The following is a 26,995-nucleotide window of genomic DNA, read 5'->3' on the forward strand; positions in this document are numbered from 1 at the left end:
TGCTAATTTATAAATCTATTCTGGTTGATAAGGTAGTATTGAAATATACTTTTATTTTTTTTGCTTTCTTAGTACTATTAAAACCTAGGCAATATTGATATTCTTCTTCTTTAATAACAACCTCATTACCTTTAAAATGAATGGTTACTCCATTATTTATCAACTCGATTTTGTTATTTAAAATACGTATTTCTTTTACATCAGGATGAAAATGAAAAAATGCTACTTGTTCTTCATCAACTTTTTTAGAAATTATATCTTCTATCTGTATTATGTTAGTTTCATGAGTCGAAAATCTTCTTGTATGAATAATCCCCAAATTCTTATATCCATTATGAGCGGCTTCAATTGTATTGTCTATCTCTTTTAACTTGATGATTTTTGCTCTCTTCGCTACTCTAAATCCATCCCAAACTTTTGTTTGGTCTTGATTTCCTATTTTCACAGTATTATGATATGAAGTACCTCGTTCTTTTAATCTTCTATCATTTTTCTCATAAGTAGAGATTCCTGGGTCTACAAGTATTGGCTTACTCCTTACATATAACTCAAAATTAAAAGTATCAGAATGGGCATGACCAGGTTGATAATCTGGCCCGATATTACCAACATCTATAAATAATTCATAGTTTTTACTTCTAAACATTCGATATCCAGAAGCTCTAAGCTTTTCTTTTTTTCTTTCTAATCCTATTTCTTCTGCAAATTGAAATAATTGGTCCGATTCTGGAGCAATCTTATATGCACTATCATTTACCATTGGGATAACTCCATTACAAAAAGTAATCTCTTCTAACCAAGAACGCATAAGTGATGCTTTTCCTTTTAAGAATAAAAGTAGGTTATCTTCCTGCCATTTATTTAATTGAATAAGACGAATACAATCTAGTATACGATGAAATAAAATCTGATGATACATAGGTGATAATTCAAAATGCGCACCATCACTTAAGATTTGTTCGGTAAGCTCTTCAGTTAGAATTTGCTTTGCCTTTTTATATAAACTTTCATCTTTAAAATAATATGCTCCAAACAATAAGGAATATCCATTTTCTAATAAATGGTTTCCGAGCAGATGATATTCTAGGTTATGAATTAAAGTCTCGTAATGATTATATAATGTTTGATTAATTTTGACCTCTGAGATTTTATTTTTGGATAAAAATTTAATCCAATTGATACCTCTCAGAGAAATAGGGTAAGGTTCTTTTCCATCCTTTAAATTGCTTTCGTTTTCTATATAATCATTAATTAATTTTAAACCTTCGCCAGCAGAACAATCTTTTTGATTTAAAAAATCAAAATAATTCAAATTATAGGTCCAAAGTTTTCCAAAGTCGGCATAATTCCAATTTATTTTATCTGTAAACTGGTGAGGCAAATTAAGAAACGTAAACCTATTCTCTTTTATAAAACTATTGGTGTATAAAAATGAATCATGCCAATTTAAAGGATGAATTTCTTTTTTTAATTCCTTTACATAAATTCTTTTAAAAAACTTATTACGAATCAAATAATATAACTGATAATAAATCTGCTTGAATTTAAGGTGTTTTACGGTCTGTAGGAGCAGTTTTATTTTATTTCTATCCATTTTCCTTGTTTAAGAGATTCGATTGCTGCAAACGAAGCTCTTGTAGTATTTACTATCTCATCAAAAGAAATAATTGGATTCCCTCCTTTTTGTTGTTGTTCGATAAGTTCATTAAATTGATTATAATGTCCTTTATCTTGTTTGGATGAGGTATTTCTTCCTCCCTTAAAGCCAAATGCTTTTAACTTTCTCCAATTATCCATAATCAAAGTACGTTCTTGAGAGTATATCTCTACTCTTTCTTTAGAATAGGCTTTACTTCCATTTGCAAAATAATTGATCACTGCATTGGTTCCATTTTCATATCTTAATAGAATACTTGCGTTATCTGTATTTTCTTCTGGATTAGCTCCCATTGCATTCATACAAACTGCTGTTATTTTGCTACCTGCAAAGTATGTACAGAGATCAATATAATGACATGCTTCACCAATGATTCTTCCTCCACCAACTTCCATATCATGAACCCAAACATCAGCAGGGATAAAACCAGCATTCATTGTAGCAACGATATTAATTGGTGTCTTGTCGTTTCCTAAAAGCTTTTTCATCTTTTTTGCCAAGGGAGCAAAACGTCTATTAAATCCAACAGAAACATTTACATTTTGTGTATTATATTCTGCAATGATATCTTCTAATTCTGAATTAGTAAGCGCTAATGGTTTCTCTACAAAAACACTTTTAGAAGCTTTAAGGCTTTCCAAAACCATTGAAGCATGCATATTGTGTTGTGTAGTAATCAATACTAAATCAACATCATTGTCTTCTAAGATTTCTTTATAATCAGAAGTAGAATTTGCAATATTATGACGTTTGGCCATTATTGTAGAAGACAAACCACCAGAACTTGCAATATATTTTACATCAGCATTTATTTTTTTGAGGTTAGGAAGTATTGTAGAGCTTGTAAAGTTTCCTGCACCAATGATACCAATAACTCCTTTTTTACCTTCAAAAGATTTTTGAGCTATGGTCACAGTAGAAGTAGCTTCTTCTGTGCTATCATACTCAAGAATCGAAGCTATCGATCTTGAATTTTTCATATCGCCATAAATCTTTTGATACTCTTTTAAAGGTATTCGCTCTGTGATTAATGGTTTTACATCTAATGTTCCTTTGGAAATTGCTGTTAATATGGCCTCAAAGTTTCTTTTCTCTGTCCATCGTACATACCCGATCGGGTAATCATTTCCTTTTTGCTCATATTCTTCATCGTATCGTCCTGGTCCATAAGAACAAGATACCTGAAAAGAAATTTCTTTCTCATAAAAATCTGCTCTGCTTATATCTAAACCTATAACACCTACCAATATGACTCTACCTCTTTTTCTGCACATATTGGCAGACTGGGATATAATTTCATTACTCTTATTAGAAGCGGTAATAATAACGCCATCTGCACCGATTCCTTCTGTATATGATTCTACAAATTTTACCTGATCTGTACCCTCAGCAGGGTTTATGGCTATAATGCCTTTTGCTTTTGCAATTTTTACTTTCTCTGGATCAAAATCAAACCCAATAACATTACATCCATTAGCAAGCAATAATTCTGCAGTAACAAGACCTATAAGTCCTAAACCCACCACAACCATAGTTTCTCCAAAAGTTGGATTTAATAATCGTATTCCTTGCAAACCAATAGAACCTATTACGGTAAAAGCGGCTTCTTCATCTGTTACGTTACCAGGGATTTTAGCTACTAAGTTTTTGGGAACATTTACATATTCTACATGATTACCATTAGAGGCTACTCTATCACCCACCTTAAACTCTGTAACTCCTCTACCTACAGCAACAACTTCACCAACGTTACAATACCCTAAGGGCAATGGTTGGTTCAACTTATTAAAAACTGCATCCATTGTAGGTTTAAGCCCGTCTGTCTTTACTTTGTCTAAAACCATCTTAACCTTATCTGGTTGCTGGCGTGCTTTCTGAATAAAATTTGCCTTACCAAATTCTACTAACATCCTCTCGGTTCCTAACGAAACTAATGATTTGGTGGTTTTGATAAGCACATGTCCTGATTTAACCTTAGGCACTGGTACTTCTTCTAAAATCGTTTCTCCGTTTTTAAGATCTTGTATGATTTGTTTCATCTTGATTTAGTAGTCTTTTCAAAGATTTTGGCAAAATTACAGTTTAATCAAATAAACTAGTCAATTTCACTATAATAATTTTAAATTTGTTTGTTTAACTATAATTAATACCCCATCCTATTAGTATTATATTATTATCAAGTATAAACTAATTGTTTTATATCATGAAAAAAACACTATTTCAAATTTTTATTCTACTTTTTACAATATCATGTCAAAAAGATGAACTTGATCAAAAACATAACATTGATGGGTTTGTACAAAAAGGGCCTTTTATTCAAGGCGCAGAAGTTAGAATTCAGGAATTAAGTGTAGATCTAATTCCTAATGGTAAAACATATTTTACAGAAACGAATAATGATTTTGGATCATTTAGTTTAGATAATGAAATTACAGAAGGTTATACTGAATTTGTTACAACTGGATTTTATTTTAATGAAGTTACCGGGAAATTATCAAATGCACCTATTTCCTTAAGAGGTATTGGTTATGTAAATAGTTCTCAAAAATTTAATTTAAATATTCTTACAACCTTAATTGCAAAAAGAATTAAGCATTTAATTATAAACGAAAACTATTCTTTTGGTGATTCTAAAATAAAAGCACAAAAAGAGGTTTTAAAAGTTTTTTATATAGATTTTTCAGATGATACTATCCTCTCCTTTGAAGAAATGGATATCTCTGGGAATGAAATAAGCAATTCTATTTTACTTGCCGTTTCTTGTATCTTACAATATGATAATTCTGAAGCAGAGTTATCAGAACTAATTCAAAAAATAAGTTCTGATATAGAAACTGATGGTGTTTTGGATTCTGAATCTATCCTCAATGAAATTAAAAGTAATTCTATGTTATTAGACATAAATTCAATAATAACTAACTTGGAAAGCAGATATAATCATTTAGGTATACAAATTACTATTCCATCTTTTAAAAACTACATTGATAAGAATGGCGATGGAATAATAGGAATTCATGAAGTGGCTGACCCTGAATATATTTTTGATGGTACTCATGAAGATCATCAAAATACAGGTCCTTATATTGATGATATCGAGTTAACAATAAAAAGTAATACTGAAAATGCGAAAATTTATTATACTCTTGATGGACAAGACCCCACTATCAACTCAAATCTATATACGTCTCCTATAATTATTAAAGGAGATCCAGATGGTAATATGACAAAGACAACAATAAAATCATTTGCTATAGCAGAAAATTTAGAAGCAAGTAACATAATTGAGCAAACTTTTGAAATTCTATATCCAGATGTTAGGGCTCCATCATTTAATTATTTATCTGGCACTCACAATAATAGTTTGTCAATTGAATTAACTTCTCCTTTTCCTATTTATTATACTCTTGATGGCTCTACTCCAAATACCGAATCTAAGTTATACACTACCCCTATACCCATCAATTGTCTAGATTGTATTTCTGTAATAAAAGCGATGGCTAAAAGCCCTGGGCAAAGGCAAAGCATTGTATCAACAAGTATTTTTAAAATTGATGAGTCGTTTAACCCAAATGACCCAGATATCATTTTGTCAAACCTCGAAGAGGCAAAAACAAAACTTCTTGGTACTTGGATAGGTTACGTAGAAAATCCATTCATTAATAAAAGTTACGGCGTGAAAATTGTTTTTAATTCTGATAATACATACAATACCCAAGTATTAGGGAATAATGAACGTGAATACCTTACTGTAAGTTATGCAAGTGTCTTTCATTATGACGATATCTTTGAAAATGATCCTTCCTGGAGTCGATTCTATGAAATCAATACTTTATTTGATACCAATTCAAAAGTTAATGGAGAAATAAAGGTAGGTCCAAATGATATTAACATATTAGATATTCGACTTTCATTTAACAATAATTTTAAAGGTTTAAATTTGATTGCAAAATTTAAGAATGCATCCAATTTAATTTATCATTTAAGTAAATTAGAATAAATAGTCTATTGTATCTGCGATAACAGCTTTTTATAATAATATTTTCTTAGTGAATAATTGTACTCGTAAATATTATCAAGTAAACAGCTAGATAATATTGTTCAAGAAGGTTTGTTCTAAAAAAATAAAAACTAATTCAATAAAAAAGATTCTAGTTTCTTATAATCATCATTGCCATAGTAGATGTTTTTTGGCAAAAGAGTAAAATTACTCAGTATTTCTTTTTGATTATCAATTAAAAACCTGACTCCTTCTTCAATTTCAGATTTAATTCTATAATCCACAGAAAAGCCAATACAATTTTTTTTTACAATTTCTTCTAAATAAGTGTTTGAACTGCATAATATTGGAACTTTGAATGCCATACATTCATAAAGTTTATTTGGCAAAGCCAGACGATTATTTAAAGATACCTGATTACTATCATACACCAAATACATAATATCCAGTGATTTATATATTTTATGGATATCGGTAAAAGCATTGTAAGGTCCAAAATATTTTATATTATCATATTTTTTAGCATATTCCTCAACTAAGTTCTGATACAATCCTTTGCCATAAATATGAATTTCAATTTTTGGATCTTCCTTATATATCTCGAAGAGTTTAAAATACTCGTTTTTTCTTAGTAGCAATCCCACAATACCAATTACGGTTTTATTGTCTTTTGAGTAAATCTCAGATGTATTTGTTTCTAAAAATGAATGCATTAATTTATTTTCTAACACAAAAACATCCTTTTTAAAAAAATCGTTAAAATGATAACTCAGGTATTTCTTAGAACTTACTATCAATTTGTCTAAATAATTTATATACAACCATTTTTCAAAACGACAAATCATCCGATCTTTTAAGCTAGATTTAAAAACATACTCACGAAGATCAGAAATATCTGCAATAATTTTACAGTCCTTAGTTTTTCTAAAAAATAAAAACCTTGAAAAAACAAAAAGAAACAAGATGTCAAAATTGTTAACTAGAACTATATCATAGCATGTCTTATGAATTCTCATTAATCCGTTGGTAGCTAATATGTATTTAATTAGACGCTTTAAAGGTTGAGAAGCATTTGGGATTATTCCCAAGTTAATTTTATTAAGTATTGATTTTTCAATAGAAGAATCAATATTAGGAAGTGTTTTTCTTTGAAAATAAACTAAATCTACCTTATTATTTTTTGCTAAAAAATTAATGTATTTTATAAATCTAGCATCTGGTTGATGAGATATAAAAATTAAGATTTTCACTTCGTTTGGTTTTAAGATCTTGTATGATTTATTTCATCTTGATTATAAGTAGTCTTTTCAAAGATTTTGGCAAAATAACTGTCTAATCAAATAAATTAACCTGTTTCTTGCTATAATTTTACATTTGTTTAGTGAAGTTACCCTAAACTATATTTGAAAAGAGGGCCAACTTAAATAAAGTTAGGCCCTCGGTATATTTATTTACTTTTTAAGCTAATGTTATACATTAGTTATGGATCACATCAACAAATTACTCTTCGTAAAAATATTCATAAACAGCTGTTCCATTTTGAGAAGTTCTTTCTAACTTTGACGGTAGGCCAAATGAAGAAAATTCATAATCAAAAACGATTTCTTCTCCACTAGAATAAATGATCTTTTTTAAAAAAGGATTTCCTTTTCTGTTCATTACTTTTTCTATGTTAAAATCATGTACTAGTAAATAATTATTAATATCATCTCCCACATAAAAACCGTTATCTCCTTCACTATAAAAAAATTGCTTCTTATAATTATCATAATAAACGTATTCTAAATAAGATCCATCATTCTTATAACATTTTATAGGTTGTGAATTACTGTTATAAATTATAGAATCAGTTATGATGTCGTCTTCTACTCTTTTATAAATAATATGTTCTTCATTAAGATAATATTTTACTATACCTTTTAATGTTGGTTCATGATTATCACCAGTAAAATCACCTAATATAGAATCAATAATAACATCTCTATTAAAATAAAAATAGTTATGAGAATTATCAATACTCCCATCGCCAGTATCAAAAGAATCCTCAAATCTTATTATTTTATTATCTATATCATAATCGAAATAATAAGTTCTACCATCATTTGGTCGACGATTAGATTTCAACAAACCATTATCACCATAAGAATAAGAATGTGTACTTATTACACCTAGATTACTACTTTTATAAACTATACTATCCATACGTGGAATATTTTGATTATAAAACCTAAACCATTTACGAGGATTGGATATAGGTACATCCCAAGTTATTTTTTCAATCGAGGTGTAATTCGTAACTGGTGCATCATCGCTAGAACAACCTATAAATATGAAGATTAAGAAAAGTAAACCTATTATTGTTTTCATTATTATCTTTTTAAGATCATTTGTTATACACAAGTGTATGTAATATTATCACAATATGTTACCTCAAAAAAGACTTTACTTAGCTTATTTTAACAATTCTTTAATCTCAGAACGGTTGGGATAATTTATCAAAACGGCTTTATACTTGCCTTTAAAAACAAATATACTCCCTGCAGCTACACCTATAACTTTATATTTTTTAACAATCTCTTTGATATGGGTCAGTTCTCCTGCTCCTCCCAAAACTGTCATAGGGATATTGATTGCAGATCTCACCAAGTCTATCAATTTTAAATCGTATCCTTTCATCATTCCATCATTATCAATAGAATTAATCACGATCTCGCCTACTCCTAATTTTTCAAATTGTAACGCCAATTCTTTTGGATCTTTACCCGTGGTTTTTGTTCCGTTATGTGTATACACTTGATATTTTCCGAAAAGGCCTTTCTTTTTAACATCTAAGACCACTATTACACTTTGTACACCAACCGCCTTTGCAATATCAACAATCAGATTCGGATCATCTATTACTGCAGAGCTCAAAGCCACCTTTTCTGCCCCTAAATGAATAATTTTTTTGGCTTGTTCTACTGTTTTTACTCCTCCTCCATAGCAAAGCGGCATTCTAGACTCATTGGCCAAATTCTGAATCATTTGAAAATCAGGCTCTCGACCTTCTTTTGTAGCGTCAATATCGAGAACAATTAATTCATCTACTTCTTTTTCATTAAATATCTTTACAGCATTTATGGGGTCTCCCACATATTTTGAATCTTTAAACTGAACTGTCTTTACTAACCCTTTATTTCTGACTAATAAACAAGGGATTATTCGCGATCTTAACATAGTTTATAAGTTAGCAAAGTTTTTAAATAGCTGGATTCCGTTACTATGGCTTTTCTCTGGATGAAATTGCATCCCAAAAACATTATCATGATTAACAGCTGATGAGAATTCATCTCCATATTGAGTACTGGCAAGTCTATCTTCTATTGAATTGCAAGAAAAATAATACGTATGTAAAAAATAGAACCCATAATCAAAATCTATACCTTCAAAAATTTTATTTTCTTCAGTAGGCTCTATACTATTCCACCCCAAATGCGGCAGATATGGTTTTTGAGTAAATTTACTACTATCAAATTTTTTCACTTCTCCATCAATATACCCTAACCCAGCTAATTGTCCTTCTTCGCTTTTTTTTGCCAAAATCTGCATCCCAACACAAATTCCCATCACAGGAATCTTTTCTTCTAAGACCAAACGATCCAATTCTTTTTTAAAACCAGATTTAATTAATTGATCCATGGTTTCATCAAAAGCGCCAACTCCAGGTAAAATTAATTTAGTAGCATCTAGAAGCTCCTCTGGAGTATTAGCCACAAGACATTCTATATTTAATTGCTTATAGATATTTAATATCGCCTGGATATTACCTGACCCATAATTAACTATTTTAATCATCTTTTACCTCCTCTTTCTAATCCAATTAGACGCATCACTTTTGCTCCAATATTATAAATACTTTCTTGTGATTTATAATCTTTATATGTTTTATTAGGAGCATCCATATAACCTTGTAGTTCTTCTATAGATATTCCTAATTTGTTTGCTATAAATTCAAAATCTTGTTTAATTGTTTCTGGATCATAAGCTGGCTTCTTTAACTCTTCCAAAGCATCTTCTCTTGTCATTTGCCCAGTAAGTATTAAACTAGAAAACTGAACTTTACGTGTATCATACCCAAATTTTTTGGGTAACCAGTATGCTTCATAAAATCTCGTAAAACGAGATTCGAAATGTTTCTGTGGATATTTCTGATATCCAAATTTATCGACTAACTCTTGCATAGCATCATCCTTATGATAAGGAATGTAGTCTAAGGGCCTTATTAACTTTATTCCTTTTAAATATGGAAGATATACCTTATGCCATAAAATATTAGTTACTGGATAATCTTTTAATTTACCAGTACCATGCTTTTTAAAGATATCTTTTAATTGAATGGAATCTGATTGATAATACATCCACTCTAATGGGTTTCTAACACATTCTGTCGAATAATTTCCTCCTGTTAAAATATGTTTGATCTTATGCTTCGAAGCAAACTTATACATTGTTGCAAAAAAAGCATGATCCTGAGGAGTATCTATATGTGGAACACCTGATTTAAAATAAGCTAACTGTAAATCCTTTATTTCTTCCCAATTGATTACTTCGGTATATAAATCCAACCCTAATCCATCAACCAAGCGTTCTATGTTATTGACTGCAATTTGAGAATTCCAACCGGCATCAACGTGAAAAACCAAAGGGCGAAGGCCATATTTTTCTTTCATCATATACAAAAGATAAGAACTATCAATACCACCGCTCATACCCATCAAACAATCAAAATCTTTTCCTTCTCCCTCTTTTTTAATTTTAGAGACGATTTCTTTTAGTGCATTATGACCTCTTTCATCGGTATGCCAATTGGGTAAAATGTCTTTATAATAGGTGTTGCAATGGTCACAAACTCCCTTTTCATCAAAAAGAATTTTTGAATCTGTAGTATCCATCACACAGTTTGTGCAGATTTGATATTCTATTTCTGTCATTACCCTTATTTTATTTTTTTCAATATCTTTTGTTACATTAGGCAAAAATCAACAAATTAATATATTCTAACAAAGATATTTTATATATTATTTATTCAATTAATTCTGAATTCAATTGATTGTTATTCAAAACATTAATCCACTGGAAAACCATATAAAAAAACATCATTCCTGTCACACTTATAAATAATGCTCCGGAAAAAAAACTAGTGATCAAAATATTCATTAATAAACATACTGATAATCTATTTGATCTATTATAAAAGTACTTTTTAAAAAGTAACCAAAAAACAAATACGCCTATTAGACCAAAAAACATAAATACATCAAAAAATTCAAATTCAATTTTATGTTTTTCGTACTCTCCTATACCAAAAAGATAATTAAGTGTATTCCATTCATGAATCATATAATCTATAAAATCAGTCAGCATTGTGCTTCTTTTAGAAGTTAACGTTCCTAATAAACCATAGCGATTATATACATTCTCCCAAAAAGGGAACATTTTAAAAATAAGTCTCCCTATATTATTTTTAAAAAAAATAAGTCCTATTATTGCCGAAATCACGCTAAAAAATAAGATCTTTTTTTTCTTCATCACAAATATTACATGAGTGATTGATAATAAAAACAAAAATAGCAATATCGATTTTTTTCCTATTAATAACGATATTGAACTTATTATAATTAGTTTTATTAAATACCTCTTCTTTTTATTTAATACGTATTCATAATATAAAATTGAAATACAAAAAATATAGTAATATGCTGCTTCTCCATTTTTGGAAAATATACCATCATATCCAAAGCGAAGAGAATAAGGATATGATCTAAAAAATTCGATCTCGAAAAGGTATCCGATCAGTATTAAAACAGAATTAACATATATTACATTTTTAAATATTTTTACAAAATCTTGAAAATCTTGAAAATTAATTTTTGCAGATTTTATAAAGACAATAAATAAATAGATAAATATATATCTGTTAAAGTAGTAAATATTTGTTATAACGACAGTGTAATCAAAATAGCTTTTGCTTATTATATTACTAATTAAAAAAGCAAAAAACAGAATCAATCCTAACAATAACGCATAATGCTTTTCTTTTTTTTTAATAATATAATAAAGCATTATACATTCAAAAATTAATTTAATAATTCCAGCAAACCTATTTAAAGATGCATCAAAATAAATGAAAATCTTGGTAATAAGATCTGATATAAAAAACATTAGCACAAAAAGCATTAATACTTTTTGTGCTAATGTTTTATTTCTATTAATTATTTTTGAAAAACTAAGATCACCTATCATAATTCTTTATCAAAAATTATTTTTTGAATCTATAGTAATATCAATTATTACTCAGTTTATGGATCAATATTTGTATCCATTTAATTTTTCTTGTCAGTAGCATTTAATACATAAGTAAAATCGGCTAAACCATCATAATAAATCAATTCATAACCATTTGATCGTAACATATTATCTATTCTTTCAAAATCAAATTTTGCTCGTTTAGAGGGTACGTTTAAGCCATCAAACTCTACACAAACTTGTTTTGGAAAAATTTTGTCATCAAGCATCTTTTTAATTACCTCGATTTCGGCTCCTTCTATGTCAAGTTTTAATAGTTCTATTTGATTGATTTTATATTTATTTATAATATCACTTAAAGTTAAAGCATTAACCTTAATGTGTTCATACTCATCACCTTGTTTATAATCGTTTTGAAAATTAACCAAAGAATGCGATACATTAGCTTTATTTACTGGTAAATAAAAATTTAATGTAGTATTCTCTGTCCATAAAGCAAACTTTTCTAAAACCAATTGATCCTTGTTAACCCCAGTAAGATCATACATTTCTAGTAGGTGGTCATTTTCCTTATTTACTTGATCAACACCACTGTTACCATTTTCAATTTGTTCAATAATTTTATCATAATGATCAATTGCTCTTGGCGTAGGATCTAACATGATAATAGTTGCATTATATTTTTTAGCAAATTCAATATCAAATGAAATATCTTCACCAACACCACAACTTATTATTGTTGAATTCTTAAGGGTTGGTCTATCAATAAATACCTTTTCTCCATAGTCGGTACCTAATTTTATTGTTGTATGCTTATTATTTAGCACAATTTTTGGTCGGTAGTACTTATATTTTATTTTACCAACTATTGCCCTAAACACACCGTTTATTCCTTTGTTTTTAATTCTTAATACAATGTTTTTCAAGTTCATAATTAGTTAGTTATTCATTGATATAGTTAAAATAAAATTAAGCTCTAATTAAATTTATAATTTGGTAATACAGTATTATATAAAATAAAATAATGGTAGTAATAATGTTCTTTTTTAAAAAAACAAATTTTAAAAAATTAAATGATTTGTGATTTTTAAACATTAGATTGAAATTTTCTTCGAGATTTGGGTCATTTTTCAACATATTAATCCTCATTTTAAAGATATATTTAGGATAATATTCATACATCATAATCTTTTCAACGTCCTCATTATTTTTACTCGAAACTTTTTTATCTAAATATTTTCTATACAATTCAAAAAACTCTTTCATGTATATATCACTGAAATTTGTTTTTTGATCAAAATCTGAATTATCCTTTTTGCATGCTATAATTTTTTCATTTATGATTGAAAAATTATTTCCTTTAAGCAATACATTAAAAACTACATGAAGATGCGCAAAATTTCCTGTAAAACTTCCACTGGATTCAATATATTCTGATTTGATAACATAAGAAGATAAAAGTCTAAACTGTAAAATTGTCTTCTTCAAAAAAACCTCTAAACTATAATCTTTGGCTGTTGATCTAAACTTTTTTGTGTTTTCTGGCGGAAGCTTATCAAAACCAAAAGCTTTACAAAAAAGCAAATCTGTTTTTTTATCTTCAATGGAATCTAAAATTAAATCCAAACCGTGTTCTATAATAAAATCGTCATCACCTATTAGCATTGTATATTTCCCAATAGTTCTTTTGAAACACAACTCAAAATTTCTCTCCCACCCTAAATTTTCCGAATTTTTATAATACCGAATTGGTAACCCTTGGTTTATATATTTTTCTACAACCTCAGAGGTTTGATCAGTACTTGCATTATCACAAATTAAAATATCAATTTTTTCAGTATACTGATTTTTCAATCTTTTTAGATTTTCATCAAGAAAAGTACATCTATTAAATGTTGGAATTGCAATTGTTAAGATTTTATCTTGCAAAGGTGCTTTTATATCATCCATATTTACTAATATAAAATTTAAATGATTTGTTTTAAATACTCGGTAATCCCGTTAATTGGTTCTCTAAAAGAGGCAGTGTTCAAATCATCATTTTTTAAGTAATCATTCTGAAATTTATCCTTGTAATCTATATTCTTTAAGCCAATTTTTAACAATTGGTTCATTTCAAAAAAACTAAATATTTGAGTAGCTAAATCCTTTAACCTCATCCCATTTCCATAAGTCATTTCAAAAACCCCATTAGTATCTTTAATTAAAAGATCATAAATCGAAGCAGTTACATCATCATAGTGATGATATTCTCGAATTTGCTCTCCAGATGTCATCTGAAATTCTGTTTTATTCTTAATTGCAGAAAAAATTTGTCCTAAAAACATAAACTCATTAGGGTAATCTTTACCATACAAAGTATGCAGTCTAAAATGAGTTATCCTATGTTTATCCTGAACTAGCTCTTCAATTCTACTTGATAGCTTTATTTTACTATTAACATAATTATTATTAGAAGAACCCATCTTCTCAAATATAGTTCCGAAAGTTACAATTCTAGCATTGTATTTTTTAAGAGCTTCAATAATGTTTAATGGCAAATCATAATTTATTTTTAGTATTTGTTCATTTGAAATATTTGGATTTAAAATTGCCGCTGGAATGAATATTATAGAATTTTCAGAAATTTCTTTTTCAAAAAAATCATGTATTAATTCTTGCGCATCAACCCCAACCCAATATTTATACGTTTCCCTATATATATCAATTATATTATGATTTACATATTTTTCTTTTATAGATTGCGATAATTTTGATGAGGCTCCAACAATAAATATATTTCTCTTCAATTTCGAATTATCAATTTTCATTAACCAACTTTATAGCTTAATATTTTTTTCACAAAGCCCTTTCTCTAAACTTATACAACCAGAACTTATTTTAAATTTGTTCTATATTTTTCTTGAGATATAGTTTTATTGCTGACGTTTTTAGTCTGCTAAAAAATATTCTTCTATTTGTTTAAAAGAAATCTCTCTTGCATCTTCACCATTCATAAAAGCCTTATTCCATTGAACTGTCTTTTCTAAGGTTGTAGAGATATCCCATCTTGGGAACCATTTTAATTCGTTTTTTGCTTTTGAACAATCTAACTTTAAATAATTTGCTTCATGAAAGTCATTACTAGGAGTAATAGAATATGAGGCTTGATCACCCCACATACCACATAGTTCACTAACAATCCATTCTACATTTCTTGAATTTGATTCATCCGGTCCAAAATTCCAGGCGTCACAATATTTTTTTTCGCCTCTAGATGCTTTCTCAATTAAAGTTAAATACCCGTACAAACATTCTAAAACATGTTGCCAAGGTCTTATTGCTTTAGGGTTTCTAATTTCTATTTTTTTATTATCAATAATAGACCTTATAAAGTCTGGTATTAATCTATCATCTGACCAATCTCCGCCACCAATAACATTTCCAGCTCTAGCTGATGCTAGTGCCATTTTATGGCTCTCAAAATTTTCAGGATTAAAGAAGGAGCTTCTATACGATGATGTAACTAATTCTGAACACGCCTTACTGCTTGAATAAGGATCCTTACCTCCCATCGCTTCATTTTCTCTATAACCCCAATGCCACTCTCTATTTTCATAGCACTTATCTGTAGTTACATTAACAGTAACTTTAACACCACCGACCTCTCTAATAACTTCGAGTAGATTAATGGTTCCCATCACATTTACTTCATAGGTTTCCATTGGTTTTCTATATGATTCTCTAACCAATGGTTGTGCGGCCATGTGTATTACGATATCCGGTTTTATTTTATTTACTACATCAAATAATTTTGAATGATCTCGAATATCTCCTATATACGATGTTACTAGTTCATTAATTTTAGCACTTTCAAATAAATTTGGTTTTGTATAAGGGTCCAATGCGTATCCATACACATCTGCTCCTAATTTACTAAGAATTAAACTCATCCAAGACCCCTTAAATCCAGTATGTCCTGTGATTAGAATTTTTTTTCCTTTGTAATAGCCTTTAAAAAGGTCCTGATATGTTACCATTTTTTCCAAGGAGCATTATTTGTTGAAACCATCTTTTCTAATTGATTTTTATCTCTTAACGTATCCATTGGTTTCCAAAAACCTTTATGTTTATAAGCAAATAACTCTCCGTCCTTTGCCAAATTTTCAAGAGGTTTTCTTTCAAAAATAGATTCATCATCATCTATGTAATCAAGAACTTCTGGGTTACAAACAAAAAAGCCTCCATTTATCCATGCTCCATCTCCTTTTGGTTTTTCTAAAAATTGTGTAACCTCATTATTATCTTTAATAATTAAAGCACCAAACCTACCTTCTGGTTGAACTGAAGTCATGGTAATAGCTCCCGAGTGGGATTTATGGTAGGAAACTAATTCTTTAATATTTACATCAGACACACCATCACCGTATGTTAACATAAAAGGTTCGTTTCCTATATAATCTTTAGCTCTTAAAACTCGACCTCCAGTTAAGGTGTTTAGTCCTGTGTCTAATAATGTTATTTTCCATGGCTCTGCATTAATTTTATGTATCTCAGTCTTATTCTCTGATAAATCAACTGTAATATCAGATTGATGAATAAAATAGTTCATAAAATATTCCTTAACGATATACCCTTTATATCCTAATAGAATAACAAAATCATTATAGCCATGATGAGAATAACTTTTCATAATATGCCATAAAATTGGCTTCCCTCCAATTTCAACCATTGGTTTAGGTTTAAGATGGGTTTCTTCAGAAATCCTTGTTCCTAAACCTCCTGCTAATATTAGTACTTTCATTCTAAAAGCTTTTTTAAGTTTTATCTGTATTGTAAAAAAATATTTTTGTTATTTTTCAATGGCTTTTGCCATGTTTTTTGCCATGTTTTCAATAGTACAAAAATTTGTATAATATTCATATGCAAATTCTCCTAATTTTCTAGTATACTCAATATCATTACTTGTTTTAAGTAAGATTTGTTCTAATGATTTTACATTATCATCGCAAAAAAAACCATTTTTTTCATGCTTAATATTTGTTTTCTCGCCTCCACTTATGGCATTTCTTTTAGTAACAAAAGGAACACCAAACCCAAAACTTTGGAGTACTGCTAAACCTGCTTGACCATAGGACACAGAAACTATAGCCTTTTTGTAAAAATCAATTAACTTATCTGTATCATCTACTCTTCCGACAAAAACAACTCTTTTATCCAAATGCAAATCACTTACTAAGTTTTTTAAATACCCTTCCTCTTCTCCATCGCCCACAAAAACCAAGCTAATATCTTTTGCTATATTGTTTTTTATATTATCAAAAGCCTTTATTAAAACATCATTTTGTTTTCTTTTGTTTAGACTTCCCACAAACAATATCATGTTTTTATTTTCATGTAAATAACATTTTTCTCGCTTTCCTACATCAAAAGTATTATTTGCTACAAATAGTTTATTCTTATCAACACCAAGCTTAACAAAGCTTTCTTTTGCATCTTCTGTGTACAGAATGCTACTGTATTTTTTATTGGTTAAATATAATCTTATTTTATTAGCTATTTTATTGTCTGTAACCCATGCTCCCCACCAGATAAACTTTGTTCTTCTTTTATGAATATACATTGTGATTAAATTATTTATCCAACGAATATCAAACATTGAAATAATTGCATCATAATGATCTTTTCTAACTTCAGAAAGAACTTTTGGTTGAATATAAAAAGGCCCTATCTTTCTCTTTTTACATATGATTTCATTGTAACGATCATCTTCAGTAACAGTATGTGTTCCGGAATGCAAAATTGTTACCTCATAATCTTTAGATAATTCGTTATACAATGCTTTTCTATAATGTAAAATGGTGTTTTGTAGTATTAGAACCTTTTTCACTTATTTATTTTTTTGCTTACAAGAATTACAGAGTCAATAATTTGGCAAAGATAATTATTCGTATGTTTAATAATAGGGTTTATTAATTCAACTTTAAGATTCTTTTTTTGAATAAATATAATATCATAATTAATGCTGTAATTATATATCCAACCAACCAAGATATTGATAAAGAACTCGCCTCTTTATAAAAAGAGAACATTATCCAAGCAATCAAAAGCAAAATCGATTGTCGAATAAGTTTAAATATAAAAATCATTCCCGTTTTTGACTTTGAGATATAAACATGTTCTAGCACACCTATAACACTCATTGGTATACAGGAAAAAACTAAGATAGTCAACACCTTTTCTCCTCCCTCAAAACTTTCTCCATATAATCTGAAAACAAAGGAAGAGAAAACAGAAATCAAAATAGAAAATACTAGTGTTATCCCAATATTGAATATCAAATTGAGTTTTAATATCTTATTATAATTTTTGACATCATTCTCTTGATTGGATAAAAAAGAAAGAAGTACATTAGAAATAGCTCCTGGTAGAAAAAGAATCATTTGGGCCCATTGATTAGCTGAGTTAAATATTCCTACTTCTCCATAATTTGTTTTATACAGCAAAAGATAAATTAATAGCCAATTAGTAACAGAATATACCCCTTCACTTAATGCCAATGGATAACTGAATTTTAGCATTTTCTTTATATAATCAATTGACACTTTACTATCTCTTTGATCAATTCCTAGTTTAAGAACTTCTTTATTAATTAATTTTCTATTCAGAAACCAATTAAAGATAAGACCAAGTGTTAATCCAACAAGAGCACCATTCAAACCTCCAAAATACGTTGTTATAATCATTACCGGAAATGAAAACAGGCCAACGATAACATTAACTCTTGCCATTTTTTTAAATGCTTCTAAACCGCCCAAAACGCCAATTTGGTATACATTCATTGCATTAAAAAATAGAAAAACCCCAGATATTCTCAAAGGAATTATTAAATTCTCAGATTCAAGAATATATTTAGAAATTAATGGGGAAAAAATAATAATCAGTATTCCCAAAAAAGAACCTGTAAACAAAGTTATTTTATTTGCCGCCAAAATGACCTTTCCTATTTCAGGCAAATTATTTTTCTTTTTATCGGCTATGTATTTAGTTACTGTTAAGCCTAGTCCAAAAGTCGCCATTAGGCTAAATACAGATAATGTAGTTTTGATAACAGATAACTCTCCAAAACTAAAATTTCCTAAAAATCTAGCAATAAATATAGAAGACAACAGGGATAAGCCTTTTACAACAACATTTCCAAAAACCGCCCAAAAAGCTCCCTTTACAAATCTGTTTATAATAGAATCATCAAAACGAAACTTTGATATTATGGATTTAATTTTCAATGTAAGTTCTTAAAACGTTATTTTTTAGTATCATAATTCAAGAGTTTGAAAATTTTTAAATTTCCTTTTCTATCAGAGAATGTTATTTTAGAATCTAATAATGTTGAATGAAGAATATAACTTTTGCTTTTCACCTTAATAGAACTACTTGTGTTACTATCTATTTCCACAATCTTTAGAGTACCATCATAACTAGAAGTCAGTATTCTATTTTTAGAAACTTTAGAAATTGATGAAATAATATTATCATGAATTTTTATTGAATTTATAAAAGACAAGTCCTTTAGGTTTAAGAATAGAATATTTCCGTCAATATCACCAACAACTATTTTATCATCCAAAATTTTTATAGAACTTAGATTATTTGCCTTTATTCTTATTTCTTTTCTCTTTTCTCTTTTATTAATATTCCAAACTATTACTTTGTTATCATTACCAATTGTAACTGCATATTTTCCATCCAGAGTAATATCAAAAGACCTTATAATGTCATTATGACTTCCCAAAAGAGTGGGTTTGCAAAATTCATCTTTTATATCCATCAGCATTATCTTACCGTCATGACCAACACTTATCAGCAATGTCGTATTGGGTACAAATTTAACTTTATTAACATCATCAACATGCAGCTTTATAGTTTTAAGTAAATTTCTATTATTAATATCCCAAATATCTACATCTCCAGAATAAGAAGCAGTGGCTAAAAAATGTTCATTACTATCAAAATCCATAGATTTAATTCCACCATTTTTTCTTGAAAAAATAAGAGTTCTCTTTTGAGGATTTAATAAGTTCTCCAGGTATATAGTTTGATTATTATAACTCAATCTTGCAAAATAGTGATTCTTACTATAGCTGAATGTTCTAATACTAAAATTTTCTTTATATTTTTTTATTAATTCAACCTCTATACTTTCTTGAGAAAAAAGAAAAGTAGATAAGCAGATAAGTAATATAGTTAGTTTATATTTTTCCAACTCAAACCCTTATTAATTAAACAAAAAAAGAAGCAAAAAAAGACAATTCCGTGTTGTCTAACTAAAATTGATTCAAATGACATAGCAGAAATTAAGCATATAATAAAGACCACTATACTTTTATTATATGTTTTTTTATACTGAATAAACAATTTTCTAATTAACAAAAATAGAATAGAGAACAGAAGTAAGCCACCTGTTAATAACGATTCCAAAAATTGATTGTGAGCATTATAGCCTTCATCAATTCCTTCGTCAAATCCATTAATATAATATGAACGCTCCAACTCAATTTGTTTATCTCCTATACCATGTCCAAAATAAGGAGACTCCAATACTGCATATAAGGTAGATTTCCATATTTCAAATCGAACTCCTAATGATTCTAAACTATTTCTATTAATCAACTTTTCAAATACATCATTTATTGTAAAGATCAAATCAAATCTTATAAAAAAAATTATAAAAAGTATTGCAATAACACTAGCATAAATTATTAGACTTCTATTTTTTCTTAATTTAAAAAACCTTAAAACAAAAGAGGATAAATAGAAAAAAATGGTTACACATAAAGATAATATTGCTGATCTACTTTTTAGGAAAAAAACAGATAAAACAAAAATCAATAATAAAGTAGTTTTGACAACAGTTTTTAATATGTAATACTTTCCTTTAACATTAAAATATTCTATTAATAGTACAAAAGAAAAGACTAAATACATCGCAAAATAAGTTGGATGAATATCAATTATTTCTGTAAAATAAAAAGACCCTTTTGTAAGAGGTAAAGGATCCTTTGTATAAATAGCAAATAAATAACAGATGAATAGTGCAACAATATTTGATATTACAAAACTATATATTACCGATTTTAAAACCTTAATAGTTATTTCCTTTGATAACTGCATAAATATTAAAGGAAATAGAATGAATGCTAACAGACTTCCTATCTTTTTAAAACCAACATATGCGTTTTCTGAATATAATATTGATATTGAAAGAAAAAGAAAATATAAAATTAATAATCCTCCTTCTTGCCAAATAAACGAAAAACCTCTTCTTTCAATTATAGAAAAAAAAAGAGTAAATATTGCCAAAACCATTATTGAAATGGAATTAACATTGAAAACAAAAGCAAATGGAATAGTTGCAGATACTACAGAAAATAATATATATATAATTTTATCCAATTTCATCAACCTTTATTTAGCAAGATTTTGGTTGTTAACTTTATAAATACCGAAAATACTGTTGCCAGAATTATAAATACAGTGAACATATCTAATCCTGATCCTCTAAATAGTACTAGAGTTGTTTGATAAAAATATAATAAAGGAATGAAGTTTATTATATCTCCATCTACGATTAGTGATCTTATATTTAAATAGACTGAATTAAGAATTATAAAAAATAGAAAGCCTACAAAAATTCCAAAAAAATGGAAATTCCAAAACATTTCAGATTGAAAACTGATAGGCCAAGAACCTCCTTTACTTCTATAATTTGATGAAACAGTAACTGTATAATGATGGATAATACTCCTTGGTTTAAAAGAAACCATTCTCCTTGGTATAAAAATAAAAAATGGTTTTATTAATGTTTCTCCATATGTTATTTTTTCTGGGTCTTTGAGTATAGTTTGAATCGCATTATTCGAATGAAAATAAGTATATGAAATTTCTAGATTATTCATAAATGCAGGGATGAATTCCTTGGATTGAATATAATCAAAGACATAACCATTTGCCTCCAAAAAACTTTTAGGTTTATATCCTCCATATCCTCTAAAAATTGACATCGCTAAGATTAATTGTAATAACAAAAGGATAGAAAAAGACAATAGTGCTACTTTTTTCAAGTTTAACTTCACTTTAAAATTTCTTGATTCGAGAAGTAAAATCGGTAATAATAGAAATATAGAATTTCTCTTATTCTCCCAAGATATTGCAGAAAAGAAGGCTATAATAATCAAATACCCAATTAATCTTTTTGTTAAACTAGGAAATCTAGAAAAACATACAATAATAATTAAAATCCCTAATGTTTTTGGAATTATAGAAAAATCTCCATCCCCTCCTAAAAAATCCAAGCTAAGATCGAAATAAGAAAACGCTAAGACTATCGTCAATCCAATAAGAATTAGTACTCCGTTAGAATACTTTTTGAAATCGCATATCAGTTTAAATCTTGAAAAAAATTTAATCTGCCTAGACAGAAAAAAACTAGCTATAATTGCAAAATTGATAAGGTTAAAGTAGCCTATTACCAACCCATAATTTTCCCAGCTTTGATAAGGAATTAATACATAATCAAACACCAAACCCTGTTTAAAAACTATACTACCAAACAAGAAATTTAGATTTATATATGATACAGCTATAAAAGATGGAGAAAGAAGAAAAATATTTCGTTTTTCTTCTTTTAGACAAAAAAGAATACCAAAAATTAATATCTGGATCGTAGCGTAGTTATAAAAAGAATAGGAAAGTGCAAAACTATGACTTAAAAACAAAGGCACAATACTTACCAAAAGATAAATCCCTAATAAACTTAAAACGTTTTTATTTAATAAGTATGTTTTCAAATTTGTTTTTTTCTTAAATATAGTATCATCTACATTAATGTCGGTTACTACTATTGTAGCATAATTTAGTCAAATGTTTTATTAAAATTAACATCTTTAATAACCAAATATTTTAAATCATTTGTTGTTTGATTGTGAATCTCAATTTTAATAGTTTTAAAAGAGTTCATCTTAGTTTTTAAAGAACGTAATGCAATATAAATATTATTCCCAGATGACATTGGTATACTGTGATCCCCTATGGATGTGTATTTCCTTTTTAAGTCTTTCTTCGTTTCTAAAAATTGAACATGACTATCAATAGGATAAAAATAATATCCTATCCCAAATTCAGAAATCAAATCAGGATTTAATCCTTTATTCATTTTTACAACTACAGAATACTCATCCTTTCTAATATTAAAAACTTTAACCTCTTTTATTTTTAAACTATCATTAATCAAAAAATTTCCTTTGAAAATGGTTTGTCCTTGATTTGCAATAGCATTTGAATATATGTAATCCTCTGGCTCATTATATTTAGTAATTGTTTTCTCACCCGTTATACCTTTATTTTTAAGATCTTTAACCAGCGATTCAGACACCTTTGTAGCCCCCTTGTAATTAAGATGTTTTGGATCCCAAAAACATGTCATGTCTAAACCTAAATCATCAAACTTCTGATTGTAATCAATATAAATTAGATCATTTGCCTTACAAACTTCATTTGTATTCTTATATGCTTGTAAATAATAATCTTTGTTATATTTATAGAAAAGCGTAGGAGCTCTTGTAACAATTATTCTTATTTTGTTAAGCTTACATAACTCTACAAATTTCTTGAAATACTTTAAATTTTCATCGTCAAAAGAATGTGTTAAAGGAAGTCTTTTTATTCCTTCTTTTACTTCTTCTGAAGTTACTTTTGTTTTCACAAGCTTATACCCTAAAAACCTATTTTTGATATGAGTATATTCTAGATTTTTTTCTATTAATTCTATATTACCCCAATTATTATGATTTCTTACGAAAGGAAGCAATGCATTTATTTTATTCTTAAAAGATTTAAATTGTTGATTGGTAGCTTTTAGTTTTCCTAAAGATAGTTTTTGACCATCTAGATTTTCAAATTTAAACCCCAATCTATTTTCTTCAGACAAATCAGGTATGTCTAAAGTATATGCTTCTAAAACAATAGTCTTTGGGGATTGATATTTCAAGATTTCTAATAAATTATAATAACTTTGTTTAATGTTCTGTAACGCAGTTGCAAGATTATATGACTTTATTTTTAAAGAACCGTTTATTACTAATGGATTAAAACTACTGTAACTTAAAGAACTTCCCATAAAAACGAGATCTAAAGTGTTTTTAGGTTCTTTATAAAAATCATTCCACACTCCAACTCCTCTTCTGGTTTCAGAAAAAATTGGTCCTAAATGATTTGCGAAAAAACAAATGATAATCGTAAAGAAAACACACTTAAAAAAGATTTTTCTTATCATACTCAAAATTGAAAATAAATAAACTGAGAGTCATCATATTCTCCATAAACGCCAAAAATCAAAATTGCTAAAACAGCAAGAATATATGTTCCCCACCTAAAGACAAACCCTTGTTTTTGTAATACTTTATATAAATTCTTTCTATTATGTATGAATTCAATAATTACCAATATGAAAATACAGATAAAAGTCGTTTTTATATTAAAAAAATCGATCTCAGAATTTTTAAAATCGAAACTATATTCTTTAATAATTAATGCCTTCTTAAAAATTAACAATGCATCATTAAAGGAATTAGCTCTAAAAAAAACCCAAGAAACACAAACAATAAAAAAAGTAACAAATACAAAAAATAGTTTATTAGCAAAGTTCATAACTCCAAGTCCTAATTTCAGAAAAAAGATTTTTCTGAAATTGGAAGATAGTTTTTCTAAGACTATAATTACTCCATGGATAATTCCCCAAGAAACAAAGGTCCATGCAGCGCCATGCCATATTCCACTAATTAAAAACACCAGAAAAAGGTTAAAATACATTCTTTTATTACCTTTTTTACTCCCTCCTAAAGGAATATATACATAATCTCTGAACCACGTGGATAATGATATATGCCAACGCCTCCAAAATTCTGTGAGCGATTTGGAAAAATATGGTGTCTTAAAATTCTTCATTAAATCAAAGCCCATTGTCCTAGATATACCAATTGCAATGTCAGAATATGCAGAAAAATCGCAATAAATCTGAAAAGCAAAAAGTATTGTGGCATATACATAATAAAGACTATTATAGTTTTCAACGTTATTATATACTTCATTTACAACTATTGCAGCTCTATCCGCAATAATCATCTTCTTTATTAAACCCCAACAAATAAGTAATAAACCACTTTTGAATTTACTGTAATCAAAGTAATGCTTTTCTGAAAATTGAGGAAGTAAATTAGAAGCTCTTTCAATTGGACCAGCTACTAATTGCGGAAAAAAAGAAACAAAGGCAAAAAAGTTTATTACATTTTTTGTGGGTTTTATTTTATCTCGATAAATATCAATTGTATAACTTAAAGTTTGAAATGTATAAAAACTAATTCCAACCGGTAGAACGATATGTAAAGTAGAAACTTCAAGATTTGTCCCAAAAAGCTTAAAGGCGTCTACAAAAGATATTACAAAAAAATTAAAATACTTAAAAAAAAACAAAAACCCTAGATTAACAAATATACTAGTCGAAACTAATATTTTTTTCTGCTTTTCTAGCTTAGTTTTTGAAATAGCAAGGCCCAAAATATAATCTATTAAAGAACTAAAAACTATAAGTCCAAGAAATCTCCAATCCCACCAAGCATAGAAAAAATAACTAGAAAACAATAAAAATAGGTTTCTAACTTTTAAGTTAGATGAAAGTGTCCAATAAGTAATAATAACTATCGGGAAAAAAATTGCAAAATCTAACGAATTAAAGAGCATATTTTTAGTAAAATTTTAAAGAAGCTTTACTATATAATCAGTTCTAACTATTATTGATTTATATTAGGCTACTTTATAATTCCACAAAAATCCAATACGACTTTACTTTTGTCAGACGTTATTGTTTTAAACTCTTTATGGGCCACTAAGTATACTATAATATCAGCATTTTCTGCTGCTTCCATATAATTTGTTAGCTTAAAAACCTTATGTTCAGAGATATTAGGTTCAACAATAAAATATTCTTCATTATTAGCATTCTGTAATACTTTTTGCGCTATATATTTTGCAGGTGATTCTCTTAAATCATCAATATTTGGTTTAAATGCTAACCCCATCAATGCGATACTTGGTTTTCGTCCATGCTCAATCTCAAACTCGAGTTTAGCCGTTTTTACTTTTTCTGCACACCAAAATGACTTATAATTATTTATTTCTCTAGCTTTTCCTATAATCTGAGACTCCATTGGGTAGTCTGCTACTATAAAATATGGATCAACCGCTATACAATGTCCTCCTACTCCACATCCAGGTTGTAAAATATTTACTCTGGGATGCTTATTTGCTAATTCTATCAATTCCCAAACATTAATGTCTGCTTTGTCACAAATAAGCGATAATTCATTTGCAAATGCAATCTGAACATCTCTGGAAGAATTCTCTACCAACTTACACATTTCTGCAGTTCTTGCATTGGTTTCGTGTAAATCTCCTTGAATAAACTGTCTATAAAAGGCTAATGCTTTTGTAGTTGATTTCTCATCAACACCTCCAATAACCCTATCATTATGCACTAACTCATACATCACATTTCCTGGAAGAACACGCTCTGGGCAATATGCTATATTTAATTTACCTTTTAAATCCGGACGCTCTTCATAAATCAAATTCATCATTTTCTCAGTAGTACCAATAGGAGAGGTAGATTCGATAATATATAAATCATCATCTTTTAATAATGGAATTACTCCTCTGGTAGCGGCTTCCACAAACGAAATATCAGGTTCGTTTTTTCCTTTAAACGGAGTTGGAACTACGATTAAATATGTATCAGCAACAACTGGAGATGTTGCTGCTTTCAAATATCCTTCTTTTACAGCATTTGCAACCGCTTCATCCAGATCAGGCTCTACAATGTGAATCTTACCTTCGTTTATAGTTTCTACAACTTTAGGATTAATGTCAACCCCATGAACATATGTATTATTTTTTGCAATTAACGCAGCTGTTGGGAGACCAATATACCCCAAACCAATCATCACTACACTTGGTTTATTATCCAT

23 protein-coding genes are annotated in these 26,995 nt (G+C 28.3%); 2 read left to right on the forward strand and 21 right to left on the reverse strand.

Annotated elements, in window-relative coordinates:
* Positions 1-7: 7 nt before the first annotated feature.
* Positions 8-1,594, reverse strand: coding sequence for an alginate lyase family protein (locus DK442_RS12360; protein ID WP_109436190.1), 1,587 nt, complete (start codon positions 1,592-1,594; stop codon positions 8-10).
* A complete protein-coding gene (locus tag DK442_RS12365) occupies positions 1,576-3,696 on the reverse strand; it encodes a bi-domain-containing oxidoreductase (RefSeq protein ID WP_109436191.1) in 2,121 nt (706 codons plus the stop codon). The genes DK442_RS12360 and DK442_RS12365 overlap by 19 nt, the downstream gene beginning before the upstream one ends.
* A 164-nt stretch (positions 3,697-3,860) precedes the next feature.
* Here DK442_RS12365 and DK442_RS12370 point away from each other — a divergent pair, with 164 nt between their 5' ends.
* Positions 3,861-5,654 (forward strand): chitobiase/beta-hexosaminidase C-terminal domain-containing protein, encoded by a 1,794-nt coding sequence (locus DK442_RS12370; RefSeq protein WP_109436192.1) that lies wholly within the window; start codon positions 3,861-3,863, stop codon positions 5,652-5,654.
* A 131-nt stretch (positions 5,655-5,785) separates the two neighbouring features.
* Here DK442_RS12370 and DK442_RS12375 read toward each other — a convergent pair whose 3' ends face one another.
* From DK442_RS12375 to DK442_RS28615, 15 genes are all read right to left on the reverse strand, one after another.
* Entirely contained in the window at positions 5,786-6,904 is a 1,119-nt protein-coding gene (locus DK442_RS12375) for a glycosyltransferase (RefSeq protein ID WP_109436193.1), read from the reverse strand.
* 250 nt (positions 6,905-7,154) lie between these two features.
* Positions 7,155-8,021, reverse strand: coding sequence for a hypothetical protein (locus DK442_RS12380; RefSeq protein WP_109436194.1), 867 nt, complete (start codon positions 8,019-8,021; stop codon positions 7,155-7,157).
* Between the two features lie 84 nt (positions 8,022-8,105).
* A complete protein-coding gene (locus DK442_RS12385) occupies positions 8,106-8,870 on the reverse strand; it encodes an AglZ/HisF2 family acetamidino modification protein (RefSeq protein ID WP_109436195.1) in 765 nt (254 codons plus the stop codon).
* A 3-nt stretch (positions 8,871-8,873) separates the two neighbouring features.
* Complete coding sequence (hisH, locus tag DK442_RS12390; RefSeq protein ID WP_109436196.1) at positions 8,874-9,488, reverse strand: imidazole glycerol phosphate synthase subunit HisH; 615 nt, start codon at positions 9,486-9,488, stop codon at positions 8,874-8,876.
* A complete protein-coding gene (locus DK442_RS12395; protein WP_109436452.1) occupies positions 9,485-10,624 on the reverse strand; it encodes an N-acetyl sugar amidotransferase in 1,140 nt (379 codons plus the stop codon). The genes hisH and DK442_RS12395 overlap by 4 nt, the downstream gene beginning before the upstream one ends.
* Before the next feature lie 91 nt (positions 10,625-10,715).
* Positions 10,716-11,222 (reverse strand): hypothetical protein, encoded by a 507-nt coding sequence (locus DK442_RS28225; protein WP_143917663.1) that lies wholly within the window; start codon positions 11,220-11,222, stop codon positions 10,716-10,718.
* Positions 11,223-12,016: 794 nt separating this feature from the next.
* The gene (locus DK442_RS12405) at positions 12,017-12,871 is read right to left on the reverse strand and encodes an FkbM family methyltransferase (protein WP_109436198.1); all 855 of its coding nucleotides are present in this window, start codon (positions 12,869-12,871) and stop codon (positions 12,017-12,019) included.
* A 37-nt stretch (positions 12,872-12,908) separates the two neighbouring features.
* Positions 12,909-13,889, reverse strand: a complete 981-nt coding sequence (locus DK442_RS12410) for a glycosyltransferase family 2 protein (RefSeq protein WP_109436199.1) — start codon at positions 13,887-13,889, stop codon at positions 12,909-12,911.
* A 17-nt stretch (positions 13,890-13,906) separates the two neighbouring features.
* Entirely contained in the window at positions 13,907-14,749 is an 843-nt protein-coding gene (locus tag DK442_RS12415; RefSeq protein ID WP_109436200.1) for an NAD-dependent epimerase/dehydratase family protein, read from the reverse strand.
* Between the two features lie 120 nt (positions 14,750-14,869).
* Positions 14,870-15,958: a CDP-glucose 4,6-dehydratase gene (gene rfbG / locus DK442_RS12420; RefSeq protein WP_109436201.1), complete on the reverse strand. Its 1,089-nt coding sequence runs from the start codon at positions 15,956-15,958 to the stop codon at positions 14,870-14,872.
* Positions 15,952-16,722: a glucose-1-phosphate cytidylyltransferase gene (gene rfbF, locus DK442_RS12425; protein ID WP_109436202.1), complete on the reverse strand. Its 771-nt coding sequence runs from the start codon at positions 16,720-16,722 to the stop codon at positions 15,952-15,954. Before rfbF ends, rfbG begins: the two co-directional genes overlap by 7 nt.
* A 48-nt stretch (positions 16,723-16,770) precedes the next feature.
* Positions 16,771-17,808, reverse strand: coding sequence for a glycosyltransferase family 4 protein (locus DK442_RS12430; RefSeq protein ID WP_109436203.1), 1,038 nt, complete (start codon positions 17,806-17,808; stop codon positions 16,771-16,773).
* An 82-nt stretch (positions 17,809-17,890) separates the two neighbouring features.
* A complete protein-coding gene (locus tag DK442_RS12435) occupies positions 17,891-19,204 on the reverse strand; it encodes an oligosaccharide flippase family protein (protein WP_109436204.1) in 1,314 nt (437 codons plus the stop codon).
* 17 nt (positions 19,205-19,221) lie between these two features.
* Positions 19,222-20,181, reverse strand: a complete 960-nt coding sequence (locus DK442_RS12440) for a hypothetical protein (protein ID WP_109436205.1) — start codon at positions 20,179-20,181, stop codon at positions 19,222-19,224.
* Positions 20,163-21,089, reverse strand: coding sequence for an O-antigen ligase family protein (locus DK442_RS28615; protein WP_370444662.1), 927 nt, complete (start codon positions 21,087-21,089; stop codon positions 20,163-20,165). Before DK442_RS28615 ends, DK442_RS12440 begins: the two co-directional genes overlap by 19 nt.
* On the opposite strand from DK442_RS28615, the gene DK442_RS28620 reads away from it, so the two are divergent.
* A complete protein-coding gene (locus DK442_RS28620; RefSeq protein ID WP_167571897.1) occupies positions 21,004-21,417 on the forward strand; it encodes a hypothetical protein in 414 nt (137 codons plus the stop codon). The two genes, DK442_RS28615 and DK442_RS28620, sit on opposite strands and share 86 nt — an antisense overlap.
* On the opposite strand, the gene DK442_RS12450 is transcribed toward DK442_RS28620, so the two are convergent.
* From DK442_RS12450 to wecC, 4 genes are all read right to left on the reverse strand, one after another.
* Positions 21,377-22,765: a hypothetical protein gene (locus DK442_RS12450; protein ID WP_109436207.1), complete on the reverse strand. Its 1,389-nt coding sequence runs from the start codon at positions 22,763-22,765 to the stop codon at positions 21,377-21,379. The genes DK442_RS28620 and DK442_RS12450 overlap by 41 nt on opposite strands.
* 65 nt (positions 22,766-22,830) lie before the next feature.
* Positions 22,831-24,249: a hypothetical protein gene (locus DK442_RS12455; RefSeq protein ID WP_109436208.1), complete on the reverse strand. Its 1,419-nt coding sequence runs from the start codon at positions 24,247-24,249 to the stop codon at positions 22,831-22,833.
* Positions 24,250-24,251: 2 nt separating this feature from the next.
* A complete protein-coding gene (locus tag DK442_RS12460) occupies positions 24,252-25,712 on the reverse strand; it encodes an MBOAT family protein (protein ID WP_109436209.1) in 1,461 nt (486 codons plus the stop codon).
* A 68-nt stretch (positions 25,713-25,780) separates the two neighbouring features.
* Positions 25,781-26,995: a UDP-N-acetyl-D-mannosamine dehydrogenase gene (wecC, locus tag DK442_RS12465; RefSeq protein ID WP_109436210.1), complete on the reverse strand. Its 1,215-nt coding sequence runs from the start codon at positions 26,993-26,995 to the stop codon at positions 25,781-25,783.

The sequence above is a fragment of the Aquimarina sp. AU119 genome (genome assembly GCF_900312735.1).
GTDB classification, from domain to species: domain Bacteria; phylum Bacteroidota; class Bacteroidia; order Flavobacteriales; family Flavobacteriaceae; genus Aquimarina; species Aquimarina algiphila.